Here is a 21242-nt window from a genome sequence, read left to right as displayed (position 1 = left end):
TTAGTTTAAATTTAATACTATATTTAAATTTATTATATGATAAGGAAGTTGGAGTCTTTATGGGAATGAACTATTTTAGTAAGCTTTTAGAAAGTACTACTGAAAAAGAACTGCTCTTAAATAAAAAATCAAATAATATAAGTACAGCTAGATTAATATCTTTTTTAATATTGATAGCGGGATTTGCTATTGGATTTTACAATAAAAATACAGTAGGTATTTTTGTTGGAATTGTAGCATTGATTCTATTTATTTCACTTTTAGTTATTCATAATAAAATAAAAGAGGAAGAATCGTATTTTAAGAGTAAGTGTGAAGTGCTGGATAAGTATGTTAAGAGATTTGGTGATGAGTGGAAAGAATTCAAAATAGATGGAAAAGAATATATACAAGAAGAAAATTCACAAGCAAAAGATTTAGACTTATTTGGAAGAGCATCACTATATCAGTATATTTGTATAGCTAATACATCCTATGGAAAGAAGTCTTTAGCTAAGTCCTTATGGAATGAAAATCCAAACGATAATATAATCCTAGAAAGACAAACAGCAGTAAAAGAGTTATTATCAAAACAGGATTTTTCTATCCATATTCAGACCTTGAGTAATATAATTGGTAAGGAACAAAAAACCAACTCTGATGGAAGTATAGAGTCATTTATAGAGTATGGAGAAGATAAAAAAGTATATATACCTAAGTGGATGCATGTTTTTACTTGGGGTTTACCTACTGCAACAATACTATCTTTTATATTTTTTATATTAGGGTTTTTGCCTGTGTTACCTGTTTTTTTACTTTTTGTACTTCAGCTAGGATTTGGTGGATTTGGGAATACAAAGCTTATGCAGACTTTATCTCCATTATTCTCATTTAGTAGAAGTATACAAGTATATGAAAAGATGTTTGAAGTTTTAGAGAAAGAGACATTTGAAAGCCCATATTTAAAAGAATTACAAGCAAAACTTTCTAAAGGTAATGGTGTTTCAAAAGGTATTAAACAGCTGAACTCAATAGGTAATGCAGTAAACTTAAGATATAATCAAATAGTTTATATACTTGCTTGTGGTGTTCTTATGTGGAATTATCACTGTGCAGAATCTCTAGAAAGATGGAAAAGTGTATATGGAAATCAAATTAGAGGGTGGCTTGAATCTATTGGAGAGTTTGAAGCTTTAATAAGTTTAACTATTATTGGTCAAGTAAAAGAAAATACATGTTTTCCAATAATAAAAAGCGAAAGTATTCCAAAGTTAGAAGTTGAAGAAGTATACTATCCATTAATAGCAGAGAAAAGTGTTGTAGCAAATTCAATAAAATTAAATTCTCAAACATGTATCATTACAGGTTCAAATATGTCAGGGAAGACGACATTTTTAAGAAGTATTGGTGTAAATTTAGTATTGGCATATGCAGGTGCTCCAGTATGTGCTAAAAATTTTGATGCCACATGTATGTATATATTTACATCTATGAGAATACAAGATGATGTAAGCCAAGGTATATCAACTTTTTATGCTGAAATTCTCAGAATAAAATCAATGATTCAATATAGTGTAAAAGAATTACCGATGTTAGTTTTAGTTGATGAGATTTTTAAAGGAACTAACTCTGCTGATAGAATTATTGGAGCAAGTGAGGCAGTAAAGAAACTATCAAAGCCATGGATTATAAGTATGGTTACAACACATGATTTTGAGTTATGTGACCTTTCAAGTGGTGGAGATGTAGAGATTGTAAACTACCATTTTTCAGAGTACTATGTTGATGATAAAATCTATTTTGACTATGCCATAAAAGATGGAAGATGTAAGACTACAAATGCAAAACAGCTTATGAAAATGGCAGGGATACTTTAAGAAAGATAAGTGTAGAAATGTAGCTTATCATGATTAAAATAGAAAGGATTGTATAAAGTACTTAAAAGCACTTTATACAATCCTTTTATTTGAGAATATTTTAGTTTTTCAATTTGTTAAAATTTATTTAGCTTCTTCACAAGCACATTCTTTTGGACATTCTTCATAAATACAACTCTTATCAAAGTAATGAGTATGAAGGTATTTATGAGCTACATCGCTATTTGGATCTCCAAAGAAGTCTTTATAAATAGCTTGTAAGTCAGGATTTTCATGAGACTTACGAATAGCCTTGTTTCTATCTATCTCATACAATGCATTCGCACGTCTATCAATTATCTCAGTATTACCATGATGGTAAGGTTGACCAGCTCCTCCAACACATCCACCAGGGCATGCCATAACTTCTATGATATGGTATTTACATTCTCCACTTCTAACTTTGTCCATCATTTTTCTAGCATTTTTAAGTGTATTTACAATACATACATTGACTGTAGTTCCATCAACATCTATACTTGCTTCTCTGATTCCCTTAAGCCCTCTAACATTAGTAAAGTTTACATTATCTAAAGTTTTGTTAGTTATCTTTTCATATGAAGTACGTAGAGCAGCTTCTAAAACTCCACCACTTGCTCCAAATATAGACGCAGCACCAGTAGATTTTCCTAATGGATTATCAAAATCCTGGTCTTGAAGATTAGGTAAATCAATAGCAGCTTCTTTTATCATCTTAGCTAGCTCTCTAGTAGTTATAGAAAGGTCAACATCTAATATTCCAGATTCACTTAATTCTTCTCTTGAAGCTTCATACTTCTTAGCTACACAAGGCATTACAGATACAACATAAAGGTCATCTGGATTAATTCCTAGTATTTTAGGTGCATAGTAATTCTTAGCTATAGAACCAAACATACCTTGAGGAGATTTACAACTAGATGCTAGATTTAATTGGTCTGGATAATTGTGTTCTAAGAAGTTTACCCATGCAGGGCAACAGCTTGTTAATATAGGTAGATTTTCACCTTTTTGAATTCTTTCTATAAATTCAGTAGCTTCTTCCATTATAGTGAAGTCTGCACCAAAGTTTGTATCGAATACATGCTCAAACCCAAGTGCTTTTAAAGCAGCAACCATTTTTCCTGTAGATATTGAACCTGGTTCTAATCCAAACTCTTCACCAATAGCAACTCTTACAGCAGGGGCAACTTGCACTACTATAGTTTTTTCTTTTTTATTTAAAACATCCCATAGTTTAGGAACATTATCTACTTCTGTTAACGCTCCAGTTGGACAGACAGAAATACATTGGCCACAGAATGTACACTCTGTTTCAACCATATCAGCATTAAAAAATGTACTAACTAAAGTATTAAATCCACGATTAACTCCAGATAATGCTCCAACTGTTTGGATATCATTACATACAGTTTCACATCTTCTGCATAATATACATTTAGAATGGTCTTTAACTAAAGATTTAGTAGAGGTATCTTTACCTGCAAAAGACTTAGAACCTTGATATCTTATCTTTCTTACTCCTAAATCAGCAGCTATAGTTTGTAATTCACAGTCTCCATTTTTTTCACATATAAAACAATCTTGCGGATGGTCTGATAATAGTAACTCAACAATAGTTCTACGAGCATTTAATGCTTTAGCACTATTAGTTTGAACTCTCATACCTTCCTTTATAACTGTTCCACAAGCTGGAACTAAACCTCTCTCTGTCTCAACCATACAAACACGACAAGAAGCACAAGTATCAAGCTTATCTATCTCATTCATATGTAAATGACAAAGGTTATGTATTTTTATATTTATTAGTTTTGCAGCATCTAAGATAGAAGTTCCACTAGGTGCTGAAACATGTTTGCCATTGATAGTTAAATTAACTAAACTCATTGTTATTCCTCCTCCAAATAAGTTATTTCTTGATTATAGCATTAAATGTACAATTATCTATACAAGCACCACATTTTAGACACTTAGAAGTATCTATTGTATGTTGTTCTTTAACAGAACCTGTTATACAACCAGCAGGACACACTCTAGAACATTTTGTACAACCCTTACAAGCATCTGTTATGAAGTAAGAAAGTAAGTTTTGACATTTGCCAGCAGGACATTTCTTATCTACAACATGTGCTATATACTCATCTTTGAAATATTGAAGAGTACTTAAAACAGGGTTTGGAGCAGCTTTACCAAGACCACATAATGAAGCAGTTTGTATAGTTTCAGCAAGGTTTTCTAGGTCGTCTAAATCTTGTAGAGTACCATTACCTTCTGTAATTTTAGTTAATATTTCTAATAATCTCGTAGTACCTATACGACAAGGTGTACATTTACCACAAGATTCTTCAACAGTAAACTCAAGGAAGAATTTGGCTATATCTACCATACAGTCAGATTCATCAAGAACAAGCATACCACCAGAACCCATCATTGAGCCTATAGAGCTTAATGAACCAAAATCTATAGGTATATCTAAATGTTCAGTTGGTATACATCCACCAGACGGTCCACCTGTTTGAACTGCCTTGAAGTTTTTGCCTTCAGGAATTCCTCCACCAATTTCAAATACAATATCTCTTAAAGTAGTACCCATTGCAACTTCAACAAGACCTACATTTTCTACTTTTCCACCAAGAGCAAAAACTTTAGTACCACTAGAATCATCAGTACCTAAGTTAGCAAACCAGTCTCCACCCTTAAGTATGATTGCTGGAATATTAGCAAAAGTTTCAACATTGTTTAAGCAAGTAGGAGATTTCCATAATCCACTTTTAGAAGAACTATAAGTCTTCATTCTAGGTTCACCACGTCTACCTTCAATTGAATGCATTAAAGCTGTACCTTCACCACAAACGAAAGCTCCTGCACCGTATTTTAATTCTAATTTGAAGTTAAATCCAGTACCTAAGATATTTTCACCAAGTAAGCCATGTGCTTCAGCTTGAGCTATAGCTACTTTTAGTCTTTCTATAGATTTTGGATATTCAGCTCTTATATATATGTACCCTGTATCAGAACCTATAGCATATCCACATATTGCCATAGCTTCTAGTACACTATGAGGGTCTCCTTCAAGTACAGATCTATCCATGAATGCACCAGGGTCTCCTTCATCAGCATTACAGACAACGAATTTTTTATCAGTTGGGCCAGCAGGATTCTTTGAAGCAGCTTCCCATTTAGAACCTGTAGGGAATCCAGCTCCTCCTCTACCACGAAGACCAGAAGTCTTTACTTCTGCAATAACTTCTTGAGGAGTAAGAGTCGTTAAACATTTACCTAGAGCTAAATAACCATCATTAGCAATATAATCCTCTAAACTATCTGGGTCTATAAGCCCACAATTCTTTAGAGCTATACGTAATTGTTTTTTGTAGAAAGACATTTCTTCTTGTGCTTCTACTTTTTTATTTAAAGATTCTTCTTCATATAATAATTCCTCAACAACTGTATTTCTAATTAAGTGATTTTGAACTATCTTTTCAGCATCAGATGGTTCAACTTTCACATAGAAAACGTTATCAGGATAAACTTTTACGATAGGACCTTGAGCACAGAAACCAAAACAACCTGTTAAACGAACATCAACCTTGTCTTGTATTCCTGATTTTTTTATTTCATTTTCTAACTCACTAACTATTTCCATACTGTTTGAAGATGTACATCCAGTATCACAACAAACAAGTAATTCTCTTCTTAATACATTTTCCTTAGAATAATTTTTTCTTAGGCTAAGACTAGGTTTTAGCTCATCAGCTAAAACTTTTAATTCATCAAATGAATTTACTTTACGCATTATTTATTCACCCCTCTTAACAATTCAATTCTAATTCTCTATAAGTATCCAATATTTCGCTTACTTGATCTGGTTTTACTTTACCATAAACTTTACCATTTACAGTAACAACTGGAGCTAAACCACATGCCCCCAAACATCTTAAACCTTCTAAAGAAAATTTAAAATCACTAGTAGTTTCTCCAACTTTTATACCAAGCTGTTTTTCAAAAGCACTTAATATCTTATCAGCACCTTTTACAAAACATACAGTACCTAGACAGACACTTATTTTATACTTACCTACAGGTTCTGTAGTGAAATAAGAATAGAATGTAACAACCCCATATACCTTTGCAGGAGCTACTCCAAGTCTTTTAGCAACATGAAGTTGTACTTCTTTTGGAAGATATCCAAATATACCTTGAGCTTCATGTAGAACTTGTATCAAAGCACCTTCCTTTGTTGCAAGAGAGTCAATAAATATATCTAATTCGTCAAATAACTGCTTGTTGTGTGAAATAAAATCGCACATAACAAATCCCCCTTTTCTTTTTAAAGTTATTATTTTTCATAAAATAATTAACCATGAGTTGACACCAATATTATGTTGGTGAACAAAACCAAAACAATAAAGAAAGAATAATATACAACAATTTCTTTATTCATAAAAACAATGCAAAAAAGTTACCTATTAAAAAAAAACTATACTAGTCTATTATAATATAAAATAATTCAGAATAGTTAAAAAAAATAAAAAAAATGGACTGAATCCAATAAAAAAAAAATAATATATATAAAAAACTTTAAAAAATAAACCAAAAGGTAAAATTTTTATAAAATAAAAGATTTATAAAACTGATGATAATAGTCTAGAAATTGATTCCTTGATTTTTATATAAGTAGACCTAGAATTATATACATCTAATGTTATTTCTTTTGAATCTAAAATATCATTTTCAAATATAACTCTTTGCTCTAGTGCTTTTTTTGAAGAGTACATAAATGCATTTACTTCAAAATTAAGCTCAAAGCTTCTTATATCCATATTAGCTGTTCCTATAGAACATATAGAGTCATCTATAACTATTGTCTTAGCATGTAAAAATGCATTTTCACCATAAGTGTAGATTTTAGCTCCAAATTTTAAAAGTTCTCCAGCATATGAATATGATGCCCAGTATACAAAAGGATGGTCAGGTTTAGAAGGAATCATAATTCTTACATCAACACCAGATAAACAAGCTATTTTTAAAGTATCTATAAATGTTGAGTCAAGTATTAAATAAGGACTCTGTATGTATATATACTTTCTAGCTTTCTGAATCATTTTAAGGTAACCATATTTAATTTCATCAAGTTCTAATATATCTGGACCACTTGATACTATCTGAATCCCAATATTTTCAGAAGGACAATCAGAAGGTGTTTCACTTTCTACGAAGTACTTTTCTAAATCTAAATCTTCTTTAGTTGTATATCTCCAATCAAGGATAAACCTCATATTTAGGTCAATTACACAATCACCAGTAAGTTTAGTATGTGTATCTCTCCATAGACCAAATTTTGGATTTCTACCTAGATATTCGTCTCCAACATTGTATCCACCTACAAATCCTACTTTTCCATCAATGACAACTATTTTTCGGTGGTTTCTGTAGTTTAAGTTAAAGTTTACAATTTTTAAGAATGATGGAAAGAAACTTCCAACTTTAACACCACTTTCTTTTAATCTAGAAAGTGTACTATTTTTTAGTGTTCTACCACCAACGGCGTCAAATAAAAGTCTTACTTCTACACCTTCTTTGGCTTTATCTACTAGAATGTCAATTATTTCAGTTCCGATTTTGTCATCTTTGAAAATGTAAAACTGTATGTTTATATATTTCTTTGCTTTCTTAAGTTCTTCAAGAAGAGTGTTAAAAAATTGACTAGACTCAGCGTAAATCCACACATCGTTATTATTGGTATAATGAGCATTATTTGAATTAGCTAATGCATAAATCATATCCTTATGTTGATGTATCTCTGAATTAATTTCAGATGTAGATTGTAATTTAACTTGAGTATCTAGTATATTGCTTTTGATTATCTTATCATCCTTTTCTTTTAATCTAAACATATTGTTTTTTGAAATATTTCTGCCAAAAGCTATATAAAGTATAAATCCAAGAGCTGGTATTAATACTAATATAAGAAGCCATGTTAGAGTTGTATTTATATTTCTCTTTTCTCTAAAAATGAGATTTAGTATAACCATGAAATTAATTATATATATTGTAGTAACTGCTATTTCATATATTGACATTTCGAAAAATGATATATCAAACATAAAATTTCCTCCTTTAAATATTTATTAAAATAAGTAATTATATATAATAACACAAACATATATCTATTATATATAATACCTCAACAATAAAAAAGTAAAATAAATATTCGAAAGGTAAATTTTTCAAATTCAATATAAATTATTTCGAAATTAACAAAGTTGGTATATAATAAATAATATAATTATATGAGACAAGTATATATAAACATATAGTATATTTTTTATATTAATAAAATTTATTATATATCATATTGTTATTATATAATTATTGCCATAAAAAGACAAGGAAAAGTATAATTTTTAAGGGGGAAGGATTTATGAGTAAAGGATTCTTGACACCTGGGGAAACTGCACAAGCAACTATAAGTGCAGGCATTAAAAAAGCGAATATTTCAACACAAAATGCAATTTTATTAGGTTTACTTGGAGGAGCATTTATAGGTTTTGGGGCATTGGGAAGTATAATAATTAGTCAGACTTTTGGTAAGATAGACCCAGGAATAGCTAGTTTTTTAAGTGCTATGGTCTTTCCAGTAGGTCTTATGCTTGTAGTGGTAGCAGGGGCAGAATTATTCACTGGAAATACCTTAATGTTTATTCCACTTATGGATAAAAAAATAACATTAGGGAAAATGCTAAGAAACTGGGGCTTAGTTTATTTTGCAAATCTAGTAGGTTCACTACTTTTAGTGGCACTTTTATATTATTCTTCTACATTAACAGGGGATGCAGCTATAAAAGCCATAGCTGTAGCAGAAGCTAAAGTTAATTCAACGATAGTTTCAATGTTTTTAAAAGCAATACTTTGTAACATTTTAGTAGTTTTAGCTGTATGGATGGCTACAGCATCTCAAGACATAGTATCTAAGTTAGCCTCATGCTGGACAGTAATAATGTTATTTGTGTTATGTGGATTCCAACATAGTGTTGCAAATATGTTTTTTATACCAATGGGAATGGCATTAGGAGCAGATATTACTATGGTTCAATTAATAACTAATTTGGTATTTGTAACGCTTGGAAATGTAGTTGGAGGTTCTATAATAGTTGGGGGAATTTATTATCTTTGCTATGTGAAAAATAGTTAGATAAATAATACGAATTAAATAGCCTTTTAAAGCATTGATATCAGCGATATTGATGCTTTTTTTAAATTATTTATGTTCTTTTATATGTTGTTATTTTTTTTTTTTTACTTTATTATATATTTATTGAATATAGTTTGGAATTAAAAAACTTAAAAATATGAAATCTGTATGATAAGCAAAATCATATATTATTGAATATAGTTAATACTATATATTAATATAATTTAGATAATAATGACAACTGAAGTTTAGTATAATTTGGGAGGAAATACAATGAATAATCAAGATATATATGAAAATTTATTAAATATATTAAGCAAAGATGATATAAAAATAGATGAACCTATGAAAAAACATATCTCATTTAGAGTTGGAGGGCCAGCCGATATATTGGTTAGACCTAGAACTGAAGAGCAGTTAAAAAATGTACTTCAGTTAGTTAAAAAAGAGTCTATTCCATATTTAATAATTGGAAATGGCTCAAATATTCTAATTAAAGATGGTGGAATAAGAGGCATAGTAATAGAACTTGCAGACAACTTTAATTCTTATGAGATAAAGGGCACTAAAATAATTGCTCAGTCAGGAGCTTTATTATCTGTTTTAGGTAAAGCTCTTCAAAAACAAGAATTAAAAGGATTTGAGTTTGCCTCAGGTATACCTGGAACATTGGGTGGAGCATTAGCCATGAATGCAGGAGCATATGGTGGTGAAATGAAAGATATAGTAAAATCGGTAAGATTAATAGATATGGAAGGAAATATCTTTGAACTGTCAAATGAACAGATGGAATTTGGGTATAGAAAAAGTATAATAACGAAAAATGGGTATATAGCTTTATCAGCAGAAATAGATTTACAAAAAGGAAATTATGATGAAATAAAAAGTTTAATGGATGATTTAACAACAAGAAGAACAACTAAGCAACCATTAAATTTTGCTAGTGCAGGAAGTACATTTAAAAGACCAACAGGATATTTTGCAGGGAAGTTAATAGAAGAAACTGGACTAAGAGGACTTACTTTAAGAGGTGCTCAAGTATCTGAGAAGCATTGTGGATTTGTGATTAATTTAGGAGAAGCAAGTGCTAAAGATATTTTAGATTTAATATATGTTATAAAAAGTGCTGTATATGCCAAGTTTGGGGTTATGTTGGAAGAAGAAGTCAAAATACTTGGAGAGGATTAACAAATGAAAATATTGGCTGATTATCATACACATACATTATATAGTCATGGTAAGGGAACTATTGAAGATAATGTAAAGGTGGCCATTGCTAAAGGGATAAAGACAATCGGAATATCAGACCATAGTTATAAACATATCGCATATGGTGTAAAGAGGAAAGATATTCATAAAATGAGAGAAGAAATAAATTCTTTGAATGATAAATATAGTGATATAAATATACTTTTGGGTATGGAGTGTAACATATTAGATGATAAAGGTAATATAGACATGGATGAAAAATTTATAAAAGAACTTGACTATATCATGGCTGGATACCATTTTGGTTCTACTCCTACATCATTTGGAAGTTTATTAAATCATTGTAATAACTATATTTTTAAAACTGAAAAAGCAAAAGAGTATAATACAAAAGCCGTAATAAATGCTATGAATAATAATGATATTTTTGTAATTACACATCCTGGTGATAAAGGTGATGTATATATAGAAGAAATAGCAAAGGTAGCAAAAAAGACAGATACAAGGCTTGAAATAAATAGTAGTCATTCTTTTTTAAATGTAAAACAAATAAACGAAATAAAAGAAATAGGAAATAAATTTATAATAGGGTCAGATGCACATTGCCCAGAAAGAGTGGGTGATTTTAAACGAGCTATTAAAGCTGTATATGATTCAAATATGGATATATCATTAGTAGAAAATATTATAGTGTAATAATCGAAAGATAAAAGTGTAATAAACAGAAGATAAAAAGGAGGAGTTAGCAATGAAATTTGTTATAGTTACAGGTCTTTCAGGGTCTGGAAAAAGTGAAACAATGAGAGCTTTAGAGGATATGGGATTTTATTGTGTAGATAATCTACCTCCTGCTTTGATAACTAAATTTGCAGAATTATGTTATCAACCAAATTCAAGTATTGATAAAGTTGCTCTAGGTATAGATATAAGAGGAAGAAAGTTTTTTGAAGCTCTTCATGAAAGTTTAAACTACTTAGAAAAAGAAAATTATGAATATGAAATGGTGTATTTAGATTGTAATGATGATGTATTGTTAAAGAGATATAAAATGACAAGAAGAAATCACCCATTGGCGAAAGACATGCAAATTCCAGAAGGTATAAAAATGGAAAGAAAAATAATGGAGCCTTTAAAGGGATTTTCTACATGCATAATTGACACAACTAATATGAAACCAAAAGACCTTAAAGAAGAAATAAAGAAAATATATTCTTCTGGTGAAGATAATCCTAATTTAACTATATCTGTAGTATCTTTTGGATTTAAACATGGTATACTTGCTGATGCAGATTTAGTATTCGATGTAAGATTTCTTCCTAATCCATATTATGTTGAAGAATTGAGATCTAAAACTGGTGACGATAAAGAAGTTAGAGATTATGTTATGAATTCTAAAATTAGTGAGGAATTTTATGTAAAACTTTTGGATATGATTCATTTCTTAGTACCTCAATATATAGAAGAAGGAAAACAACATCTAGTAATTGGTGTTGGATGTACAGGTGGAAGACATAGGTCAGTTACTATAACAAATCTTATAGCGGAGGATTTATCTAATAAAGGATATAGAGTTGTAAAAAAACACAGAGACTCTATGTTACGATAATGGAGGCAAACATGGCTAAATTACTTATTATTGTAGGAATTTTAGGTTGGATTGCATTAATTGTATCGTTATTTATATATAAGAAAGCAAAGAATGAAAAAGTAAGGTTATTTCAGAGGTCTGTTATTGAAAATAGAGACCCTAATGTAGTAGTAATAGGTGGAGGAACTGGTCAATCAGTGTTTCTGAGGGGGCTTAAACACTCTACGCAGAATATAACTGCGATTGTTACTGTTGCTGATGATGGTGGAGGTTCAGGAGTATTAAGAGAAGACTTAGGAATGCTTCCACCAGGAGATATAAGAAATTGCCTGTTAGCACTTGCAAATATAGAACCAACTATGAATGAAGTTATGCAATATAGGTTTACAGAGGGACTTTTAAAAGGTCAAAGTTTTGGGAATCTATTTTTAGCTGCTATGAATGGATTATATGGAAACTTTGAAAAAGCTGTGTATAAATTAAGTGAGATTTTTGCTATAACAGGTAGGGTTTTGCCAGTAACACTAGAAGATGTAAACTTAGTTGCCAAATTAAAAAATGGTGAAATAGTAAATGGCGAATCTAGTATACCTGAAGAATCAAAAAATCAAAAAAGTTCTATTGATGAGATTTTTTTAAATCCTAAAGATGTTAAACCATTAGGAGATGTTATTGCATCTATTTATGATGCTGATATTATAATTATGGGTCCTGGAAGTTTATATACTAGTATAATACCAAACTTACTTGTAGATGGTGTTGTAGACGCCATTAAAGCCTCTCTAGCGCCAAAAGTGTATATATCAAATATAATGACTCAACCAGGGGAAACAGAAGGATATAATGTATTAGAACATATTAATGCGATAATAAAGCATACTGACAATAATTTGATAGATTATGTGATAGCAAATAACGAAATATTGCCAGAAGGAATGCTTGATTTATATAAACAAGATGGAGCAGAACAGGTTTTACTAGATAAAAAACAAAAAGATAAGTTAAAAGAGATGGGTATAAAAACCGTAGAAAAAAATTTGATTGAAATAAAAAATAATTATATAAGACATGATGCAAAATATATATCTAACATAGTTATTGAGTTAGCCCTAAATCATAATTACAACAAAAGTTAGTAAAAAAGGATTTTAAAAAAAAGTGTAGAAATCCTTATCATTATGTTAGTTTTAAGGAGTGAACATCGATGAGAGAAGAGGTTAGTGCTGGTGGTGTAGTCCTGTTTGGCAATACGATTCTTTTACTAAGGAAGTTCAATGGAGATTGGGTGCTACCCAAAGGAAAAGTAGAAGAAGGGGAAAATAACCAAGAGGCAGCATTACGTGAAGTAAGCGAAGAAACTGGAGTAAAAGCAGATATATTGAAATATTTAGGTGAAATACACTATACATTCAAAGAAAACTGGGATGAAAATAGAGCAGTTCATAAAACAGTTTTTTGGTACTTAATGCAAGCAAAAAATATGGATACTATTCCACAAAAAGAGGAAGGCTTTATTGATGCTAAATTTATCCATCTAGATAGAGTGGTAGACCTAGCTAGGTATGATGATGAAAAGGAAATAATAAAGGTTGCCTTACAGGAAATAAAAAAAAGGTTAAAGAAAAATTAGTTAATGGGTGATATATATGTCTTTTTCAACTGAAACCAAAAATGAACTAGCGAGAATTGTATCTGAGAATGAATGTTGTAATATAGCTGAACTGTCAGCTCTAGTTAAATCAGGGGGAAGTATACAAATTGTTGGATATAAAAAACTAAATTTAAAAATAACAACAGAATTAAACTCAATAGCCCGTAAAGTCTTTAAGTTATTAAAAAAGAATTTCAGCATAAATACTACAATTTCTGTAAATAAAAATCAAATGTTAAAGAGAAATAATAGTTATGTATTAATGGTAACAAGTGAAATGGGTTCAGAAATGTTATTAAAAAAATTAGGTGTATTGGAAGAAAAAGAGGGATTTTTTACTATAAATAGAGTTCCAGAAAGTTTGGTTAAACATGAGGGATGTAAAAGAGCTTTTATAAGAGGAGCTTTTCTTGGTGGAGGTTCTATAAGTGATCCAGAAAAAAACTATCATATGGAATTTGTAACTAACAATGAGGATTTTGCAGATTCATTAAAAGAACTTATAAATTCTTTAGGCTTTAATAGTAAAATTGTGGCTAGAAAAAATAATTATGTTGTTTATCTTAAAGAGAGTGAACAAATATCCGATTTATTAAGTATTATAGGAGGACACCACGCTCTTTTAAGTCTCCAAAATACTAAAATAGTAAAAGAAATGAGAAATAATGTAAACAGAATAGTAAATTGCGAGACAGCTAACCTTTCTAAAACAGTAAATGCAGCCGTAAGACAAGTAGAAAATATTAGACTAATACAAGAAACTATAGGGATTAGTAGCTTACCAGAAAATTTACAAGAAATAGCCAAGATTAGAATTGAGTATGAAGATATGACTCTCAAGGAGCTTGGAGAGATGTTAGACCCGCCAATAGGAAAATCTGGTGTCAATCATAGACTTAGAAAAATAGAAGAAATCGCAACAGACTTGAAAAAAAAATCATTATAATAAATTTGAGGGGACAATCTCAAAATAAGAATTAATTTCAACATATAGGGTTATAGGTGGAAGTTAATTCCTATTTTGAGATAAAAGTCTCTGTTTTTGTTTTAAGACATGTATTTGTGGTAAAATTAAATTTATAAAACAGGAGGTGATTTAATGGAAAAAGATTTTGCTCATCTTCATGTACATACCGAGTATAGTTTACTTGATGGATTTTCGAGGGTGAAAAAACTTATAAAAAGAGCTAAAGAATTAAATATGAGTTCAATTGCTATTACTGACCATGGCTGTATGTTTGGTGTTATAGATTTTTATAAAACAGCTATAAAAGAAGGAATAAAACCAATTATAGGGTGTGAAGTTTATACAGCTGCACGTGGATTAAGAGATAAAGACCCTAATTATGATAAATATCAAGGACATTTAGTTTTGTTAGCTAAGAATATGGAAGGCTATAAAAATTTGATAAAAATAGTCTCAACTTCATATGTAGAAGGCTTCTACTATAAGCCTAGAGTCGATATGGAAGAACTTAGAAAGCATTGTGAAGGGATTGTAGCACTTTCTGCATGTCTTGCAGGAGATGTTGCACGTGCTTTGATGAATAGAAATTATGAAAAAGCAAAAAAGTTTGCCATTGATTACAAAGATATATTTGGTGAAGAAAATTTCTTTTTAGAAATTCAAGACCATAATTTACCAGAACAGAGAGAAGTGAATTCTGGATTAGTGAAATTATCAAAAGAGACTGGTATTCCACTAGTTGCTACTAATGATGTTCACTATGTAAATAAAGAAGATTCAAAAATACATGATGTTCTTATGTGTATTCAAATGGGTAAAACAGTAAATGACCCAAATAGAATGAGATTTGGAAGTGATGAGTTTTATCTGAAATCAAGAGAAGAAATGGAAGAGTTATTCCCATATGCACTAGAGGCTATTGATAATACTGTAAAAATAGCCGATATGTGTAATGTAGAGTTTGATTTTAACACTATACATCTTCCTAAATATGATGTTCCAGATGGATATACACCAGAAACTTATTTAAGAGAGTTGTGTTTTAATGGATTAAAAGAAAGATATGATAATCCTGATAGTGAGATACTAGATAGATTAAACTATGAATTAGATGTAATTGAAAAAATGGGTTATGTGGAATACTTTTTAATAGTTTGGGACTTTATAAATTTCTCTAAAGAAAATAATATTATAGTAGGACCAGGTAGAGGTAGTGCGGCAGGTTCAATAGTAGCATATACACTTAAGATAACTGATATAGACCCAATAAAATATTCTCTCCTATTTGAACGTTTTCTAAATCCAGAACGTATATCTATGCCAGATATAGATATAGATTTTTGCTATGAAAGAAGAGAAGAAGTTATAGACTATGTAAAGCGAAAATATGGTGATGACCATGTTGCACAAATAATAACTTTTGGAACAATGGGTGCAAAAGCCGCAATAAGAGATGTTGGAAGAGTATTAGATATAGGCTACAATAAGGTTGATAAGATAGCTAAAGAAATACCATTTGCTTTAGGAATGACTATAGATAAGGCATTAGATACAAATCCAAACCTTAAGGATTTATATGACCAAGACCCTGAAACAAAAGAGATAATCAATATATCAAAGCAAATAGAGGGAATGTTAAGACATGCTTCCACTCATGCAGCAGGAGTTGTTATATCCAAAAATCCTGTAGATGAGTATGTACCTCTGTACAAGCATCAAGATGCAATCACAACTCAATTTACTATGACAACACTTGAAGAACTTGGTCTTTTAAAGATGGACTTTCTTGGATTAAGAACACTTACAGTTATAAGAGATGCACTTGATTTAATAGAAAAGAATAGAACAATAAAAAATTACACTGAAAATATAGATTTTTCAAAGATGGACTATGATGATCCAAAGGTATATGAAATGCTTTCATCTGGAAATACTTTAGGAGTGTTTCAGTTGGAAAGTGCTGGTATGAGAAGTTTTATGAAACAACTGAAACCAGATAATTTTGAAGATATTGTAGCGGGAATATCCCTATTTAGACCAGGTCCAATGGACTCTATACCTGCGTATATAAAAAATAAAAGTAATCCAAAAGATGTAACATACTTACATGAGAAATTAAAACCAATAATGGAAGTTACATATGGATGTTTGGTATATCAAGAACAAGTTATGCAAGTTGTTAGAGATTTAGGTGGATATAGTTATGGTCGTAGTGACTTGGTTAGAAGAGCCATGAGTAAGAAAAAAATGGATGTAATGGAAGAAGAAAGACAATATTTTATTCATGGGAAATTTGATGAAGATGGCAACATAGAAATTGCAGGGTGTGTTAGAAATGGTGTAGAAGAGGAAATAGCCAATAAAATATTTGATGACATGATAGATTTTGCTCGTTATGCATTTAATAAATCACATGCAGCTGCATATGGAGTTTTAGCATATGAGACAGCTTATTTAAAAACATATTATCCTGTTGAGTTTATGGCAGCTTTAATAACTAGTGTTATGGGAAATACTGATAAGGTAGTTGAATATATAAGAGAATGTAAAGCATTAGATATAGATGTGTTGCCACCAGACATAAATAAAAGTTTTTCAAAATTCTCGGTTGAAGGTGACAACATAAGATTTGGTCTGGCTGCTGTAAAAAATGTTGGTGTAAATATAATAAATAATATAATTGATGAGAGAGAGTCTAAGGGATTATTTATAGACTTAGTTGATTTAGTTAAGAGATTAGACCAAAAAGATACAAATAAAAGAGTAATAGAAAGCTTAATAAAATGTGGAGCTTTTGATAATATAAGTGAAAATAGAGCTAGTCTGATGGCTGGTTATGAAACTTTATTAGAAAGTGTTTCTATGGACAGAAAGAAAAATGTTCAAGGTCAAATTTCATTATTTGATGCTTTTGGAGATAGTGAAGAAGATAGTGACTTTCAACAAATATATAATTTACCTAAAAGACCAGAATATGAAGAAAGAGAGAAACTTAATCTTGAAAAAGAAGTTCTGGGAATGTATGTAAGTGGGCATCCTTTATCGCAATTTGAAAAAGAATTACAAGAAAAAACATCTATAGATAATGGAAAGTTAAATTCATTAAAAGAGGATGAAGAGTCATATATACAAATGAATGAAACTGATGCAATAATGGGTGGAATGATTGTAAATAAAACGATAAAAACCACAAAAAGAAATGAAATTATGGCATTTATTGAGTTAGAAGATTTATATGGTGCTATAGAAATAATAGTTTTTCCTCAGTTATTACAAAAATATAATGTTATTTTAAACGAAGATAATATAATTTATGTAAAAGGAACATTAAGTATAAAAGAAGGCGAAAATGCAAAACTTATAGCTAGAGAAATAAAAGATATAAAAGACAATACTGACTTTGAAGCTAAAAAATATAATTCAGTAAGAACTAAAAATGTACAAAATGTGAAGTTAGAAAGTGGAAAAAAACTGTATTTAAAAATAGATAGTATGTCTGACACAGATACAACTTACAATATTATAGAAATAGCAAAGCAATATCCAGGCAATGACAGTATATACTTATATCCTATGGATGAAAATATAAATGGTAAGCGCAAAGCATATAAAATGACAGGAGTATCCACCTTTATATGTGATGAATTTATAAACAATTTAGAAAGATTACTTCCTAAGGATAACATAAAGATAAAAGCTTAATTTTTTGGATAAAAATCTAAATATATTATAATAATATGAAAAATATTGTCCGTTTTGTGATATAATATCACAAAATGGACATTTAAGGACATTTAATTTTTTTAGTCTTGATGGGATTGAAAAATGATATAGGGACGAAAAAAGTCCATTAAGATGTGATAAGAATGATTATAATAAAAATTTGACATAAAATCCAAGGAGGTAAAAAATGAAAACTATAGGATTACTAACAAGTGGAGGAGATGCTCCAGGAATGAATGCTGCAATTAGAGCGGTTGTAAGGTCAGCAATATATTATGGATGCAAAGTATATGGAATCAATAGAGGATATAAGGGATTGTTGGAAGAAGATTTAACTGAAATGAACTTATCTTCTGTTGGGGATATTATACACAGAGGAGGAACTATATTAAAATCTTCTAGATGTGAAGAATTCAAAACAGAAGAAGGTAGATTAAAGGCAGTAAAAATTCTTAAAAAGTATAAAATTGACTGCTTAGTAGTAATTGGAGGAGACGGTTCATTTACAGGAGCTCAAAAACTTAGTGACTTAGGATTTCCAGCTATAGGTATACCAGGAACTATAGATAATGACTTAGCATATACAGATTACACTATAGGATTTGACACTGCAATGAATACTATTATAGATGCTATAGGTAAAATAAGAGATACATCATCATCTCATGAAAGAGTTAATATAGTAGAAGTTATGGGAAGACACTGTGGAGATTTAGCCTTATATGCAGGTCTTGCAGGAGGAGCTGAAACTATAATAGTACCAGAAGTAGAGGTTAAAGTAGATGAAGTTGCTTTAAGATTAAAGACTACTCAAAAAAGAGGTAAGAGACATAGTATAATCGTGTTGGCAGAAGGAGTTGGAAGTGCTAGCGATTTAGAGAAGGAACTTAAAAAAGAATCAGGAGCAGATTTAAGAGTAACTGTATTAGGTCATGTTCAAAGAGGAGGAAGCCCAACTGTATTTGATAGAATACTAGCAAGCAGACTTGGTGTAAGAGCTGTAGAATTACTACTAGATGGAAAGTCAGCTAGAGTTGTCGGAATAAAAGAAAACAAAATAATTGACTTAGAAATAAGTGAAGCTTTATCTCAAAAGAAGGTTTTTGATAAAGAAGCTTATGAAATGGCAAAAATATTATCTATATAAATCTTAGTATTTAAAATAAATCTGTGAAATAATATTTCAGGAGGAGCAAATATGTTAAATAATGTAAAGAAAACAAAAATTGTTTGTACGCTAGGGCCAGCATCACAAAGTGAAGAAGTTTTAACTCAACTTATGCAAAATGGTCTAAATGTGTGCAGATTTAACTTTTCCCATGGTTCACATGAAGAACACAAGGAAAGAATAGATATGGCAAAAAAAGTTAGAGAAAAACTAAATAAACCAGTTGCTATATTATTAGACACTAAAGGTCCAGAAATTAGAACAGGTAATTTTGCAGACCCAGAGGTATCTTTAGAAGAAGGACAAAAATTTACTATAACTATGAAAGATGTTGTAGGAACTAAAGAAATATGTACAGTAAGTTATAAGGGTCTTGCGGAAGATGTTAAAGTAGGAGATTCTATACTAATAGATGATGGCTTAGTTGGTTTAAGAGTAAAAGAAATAAATGGCGAAGATATAGTATGTATCGTTGAAAATTCTGGAATAGTAAAAAATCATAAAGGGGTAAATGTGCCTGGTGTAAAAATAAATTTACCAGCAATAACTCCTAAAGATATAAGCGACATAGAATTTGGAATAAGCCAAGGTATAGACTATATAGCTGCCTCATTTGTAAGGAAAGCATCTGATGTACTAGCAATAAGAGAAATTTTAGAAAATAACAATGCAACTGATATACAAATTATATCTAAGATAGAAAATCAAGAAGGTGTAGAAAACTTAGATGAAATATTAAAAGTTTCTGATGGTATAATGGTAGCTAGAGGTGATTTAGGTGTTGAAATACCTACTGAAGAAATGCCAATAGTTCAGAAAATGATGATAAAAAAATGCAATGAATTAGCAAAACCAGTTGTAACTGCTACACAAATGCTTGATTCTATGATAAGAAATCCAAGACCAACAAGAGCAGAAGTTACAGACGTAGCTAATGCTATATATGATGGAACAGATGCAATAATGTTATCTGGAGAAACTGCTGCTGGGAAATATCCTGTAGAAGCTGTAAAAATGATGGCTACAATAGCAAAAAGAACAGAAGAAACTTTGGATTATGATAGATTGTTAAAGGAAAATGGTACTAATAATGTTACAGTAACAGATGCAATAAGCCATGCTACTTGTACAACAGCTGTAGATTTAGATGCATCAGCTATAATAACATCTACTTCTTCAGGTTATACTGCTAGAATGGTGTCTAAATTTAGACCAAAATCTCCAATAATAGCTACTACAAATAATGAAAAAACTATGAATAAACTAGCTCTTACATGGGGAGTTTATCCAGTTAAATCTTCTGTTGCAGGAAATACAGATGAAGTTATAGAAAAAGCAATAGAAGCAGCTAGACAAGCAGATTATATAGATAATGGAGAACTAGTGGTTATAACTGCTGGAGTACCAGTAGGAGTAAGCGGAACTACTAACTTAATAAAGGTTCATGTAATAAGTGAAGAAATTGTTCAAGGTATAGGTGTAGGTAATCAAACAGTAGAAGGTAAAGTTCGTATAATAAAAAATGGAGATACTTGTGTAGACTTCAATAAAGGAGATATATTAGTTTCTACAGCTACTGATGCTGAAATGAACAATTATATAGAGAAAGCAGGAGCTGTAGTAACTGAAAATGGTGGAATGACATCACATACAGCTATCGTAGGAATAAATTTAGATATACCAGTTATTGTGTCTGCAAATGATATAACTAATCTAGTAAAAGATGGAGAAGTTGTAACAGTGGATGCATCAAGAGGTGTAATATATAGAGGTTCAACTAGAGTTTTATAAGAAAATAATAAATTTATTTTGTCAAGGGGCTTTATAAGCTCCTTTTTTTTTGGTAAAATAAAATATTGTAGCTTAG

General features: G+C 30.4%; 15 protein-coding genes. 11 read left to right on the top strand and 4 right to left on the bottom strand.

Translation table 11 applies throughout. From position 1 onward, the window contains the following. The first annotated feature begins 59 nt into the window (after positions 1-59). A complete protein-coding gene (locus IC218_RS12690; protein WP_227824600.1) occupies positions 60-1856 on the top strand; it encodes a MutS-related protein in 1797 nt (598 codons plus the stop codon). A 123-nt stretch (positions 1857-1979) separates the two neighbouring features. On the opposite strand, the gene IC218_RS12685 is transcribed toward IC218_RS12690, so the two are convergent. The 4 genes from IC218_RS12685 to cls all read right to left on the bottom strand — a co-directional run bounded on the left by IC218_RS12685 (position 1980) and on the right by cls (position 7981). Further along, entirely contained in the window at positions 1980-3761 is a 1782-nt protein-coding gene (locus IC218_RS12685; RefSeq protein WP_227824599.1) for an NADH-dependent [FeFe] hydrogenase, group A6, read from the bottom strand. 22 nt (positions 3762-3783) lie between these two features. Continuing rightward, positions 3784-5670, bottom strand: coding sequence for an NADH-quinone oxidoreductase subunit NuoF (locus IC218_RS12680; RefSeq protein ID WP_227435578.1), 1887 nt, complete (start codon positions 5668-5670; stop codon positions 3784-3786). Positions 5671-5686: 16 nt separating this feature from the next. Continuing rightward, complete coding sequence (locus tag IC218_RS12675; protein WP_227435580.1) at positions 5687-6184, bottom strand: complex I 24 kDa subunit family protein; 498 nt, start codon at positions 6182-6184, stop codon at positions 5687-5689. Positions 6185-6499: 315 nt separating this feature from the next. Continuing rightward, positions 6500-7981, bottom strand: coding sequence for a cardiolipin synthase (gene cls, locus IC218_RS12670; RefSeq protein ID WP_227435582.1), 1482 nt, complete (start codon positions 7979-7981; stop codon positions 6500-6502). A gap of 317 nt (positions 7982-8298) precedes the next feature. On the opposite strand from cls, the gene IC218_RS12665 reads away from it, so the two are divergent. The 10 genes from IC218_RS12665 to pyk all read left to right on the top strand — a co-directional run bounded on the left by IC218_RS12665 (position 8299) and on the right by pyk (position 21166). Further along, on the top strand, positions 8299-9069 hold the full coding sequence (locus IC218_RS12665; protein WP_227824598.1) for a formate/nitrite transporter family protein: 771 nt from the start codon (positions 8299-8301) through the stop codon (positions 9067-9069). 273 nt (positions 9070-9342) lie between these two features. Continuing rightward, a complete protein-coding gene (gene murB / locus IC218_RS12660) occupies positions 9343-10257 on the top strand; it encodes a UDP-N-acetylmuramate dehydrogenase (RefSeq protein ID WP_227435587.1) in 915 nt (304 codons plus the stop codon). A 3-nt stretch (positions 10258-10260) separates the two neighbouring features. Next, entirely contained in the window at positions 10261-10974 is a 714-nt protein-coding gene (locus IC218_RS12655) for a PHP domain-containing protein (RefSeq protein ID WP_227435589.1), read from the top strand. A gap of 52 nt (positions 10975-11026) precedes the next feature. Beyond that, the gene (gene rapZ / locus IC218_RS12650) at positions 11027-11884 is read left to right on the top strand and encodes an RNase adapter RapZ (RefSeq protein ID WP_227435598.1); all 858 of its coding nucleotides are present in this window, start codon (positions 11027-11029) and stop codon (positions 11882-11884) included. An 11-nt stretch (positions 11885-11895) separates the two neighbouring features. After that, a complete protein-coding gene (locus IC218_RS12645; protein ID WP_227435600.1) occupies positions 11896-13002 on the top strand; it encodes a gluconeogenesis factor YvcK family protein in 1107 nt (368 codons plus the stop codon). Positions 13003-13070: 68 nt separating this feature from the next. Continuing rightward, positions 13071-13496 carry an NUDIX hydrolase gene (locus IC218_RS12640; protein ID WP_003416968.1) on the top strand — a complete coding sequence of 142 codons (426 nt, stop codon included), beginning with the start codon at positions 13071-13073 and terminating at the stop codon, positions 13494-13496. Positions 13497-13512: 16 nt separating this feature from the next. Continuing rightward, on the top strand, positions 13513-14463 hold the full coding sequence (whiA, locus tag IC218_RS12635) for a DNA-binding protein WhiA (protein ID WP_227435601.1): 951 nt from the start codon (positions 13513-13515) through the stop codon (positions 14461-14463). A 153-nt stretch (positions 14464-14616) separates the two neighbouring features. Then, entirely contained in the window at positions 14617-18186 is a 3570-nt protein-coding gene (locus tag IC218_RS12630) for a DNA polymerase III subunit alpha (RefSeq protein WP_227435603.1), read from the top strand. Positions 18187-18394: 208 nt separating this feature from the next. After that, complete coding sequence (gene pfkA / locus IC218_RS12625; protein WP_227435605.1) at positions 18395-19354, top strand: 6-phosphofructokinase; 960 nt, start codon at positions 18395-18397, stop codon at positions 19352-19354. A 51-nt stretch (positions 19355-19405) separates the two neighbouring features. Further along, positions 19406-21166, top strand: a complete 1761-nt coding sequence (gene pyk / locus IC218_RS12620) for a pyruvate kinase (RefSeq protein ID WP_227481808.1) — start codon at positions 19406-19408, stop codon at positions 21164-21166. Positions 21167-21242 lie beyond the last annotated feature (76 nt).

This window comes from Clostridioides sp. ES-S-0005-03, assembly GCF_020658455.1.
In the GTDB taxonomy this organism is placed as follows: domain Bacteria; phylum Bacillota; class Clostridia; order Peptostreptococcales; family Peptostreptococcaceae; genus Clostridioides.
The sequence above is the reverse complement of the archived record's forward strand: the minus strand, read 5'-3'. Positions and strand labels throughout refer to the sequence as shown.

What these genes read in the sequence shown, in the direction of transcription:
- IC218_RS12690 (WP_227824600.1), top strand. Translation starts at nt 60, where the DNA reads ATGGGAATGAACTATTTTAGTAAGCTTTTAGAAAGTACTACTGAAAAA.
- IC218_RS12685 (WP_227824599.1), bottom strand. Translation starts at nt 3,761, where the DNA reads ATGAGTTTAGTTAATTTAACTATCAATGGCAAACATGTTTCAGCACCT.
- IC218_RS12680 (WP_227435578.1), bottom strand. Translation starts at nt 5,670, where the DNA reads ATGCGTAAAGTAAATTCATTTGATGAATTAAAAGTTTTAGCTGATGAG.
- IC218_RS12675 (WP_227435580.1), bottom strand. Translation starts at nt 6,184, where the DNA reads ATGTGCGATTTTATTTCACACAACAAGCAGTTATTTGACGAATTAGAT.
- cls (WP_227435582.1), bottom strand. Translation starts at nt 7,981, where the DNA reads ATGTTTGATATATCATTTTTCGAAATGTCAATATATGAAATAGCAGTT.
- IC218_RS12665 (WP_227824598.1), top strand. Translation starts at nt 8,299, where the DNA reads ATGAGTAAAGGATTCTTGACACCTGGGGAAACTGCACAAGCAACTATA.
- murB (WP_227435587.1), top strand. Translation starts at nt 9,343, where the DNA reads ATGAATAATCAAGATATATATGAAAATTTATTAAATATATTAAGCAAA.
- IC218_RS12655 (WP_227435589.1), top strand. Translation starts at nt 10,261, where the DNA reads ATGAAAATATTGGCTGATTATCATACACATACATTATATAGTCATGGT.
- rapZ (WP_227435598.1), top strand. Translation starts at nt 11,027, where the DNA reads ATGAAATTTGTTATAGTTACAGGTCTTTCAGGGTCTGGAAAAAGTGAA.
- IC218_RS12645 (WP_227435600.1), top strand. Translation starts at nt 11,896, where the DNA reads ATGGCTAAATTACTTATTATTGTAGGAATTTTAGGTTGGATTGCATTA.
- IC218_RS12640 (WP_003416968.1), top strand. Translation starts at nt 13,071, where the DNA reads ATGAGAGAAGAGGTTAGTGCTGGTGGTGTAGTCCTGTTTGGCAATACG.
- whiA (WP_227435601.1), top strand. Translation starts at nt 13,513, where the DNA reads ATGTCTTTTTCAACTGAAACCAAAAATGAACTAGCGAGAATTGTATCT.
- IC218_RS12630 (WP_227435603.1), top strand. Translation starts at nt 14,617, where the DNA reads ATGGAAAAAGATTTTGCTCATCTTCATGTACATACCGAGTATAGTTTA.
- pfkA (WP_227435605.1), top strand. Translation starts at nt 18,395, where the DNA reads ATGAAAACTATAGGATTACTAACAAGTGGAGGAGATGCTCCAGGAATG.
- pyk (WP_227481808.1), top strand. Translation starts at nt 19,406, where the DNA reads ATGTTAAATAATGTAAAGAAAACAAAAATTGTTTGTACGCTAGGGCCA.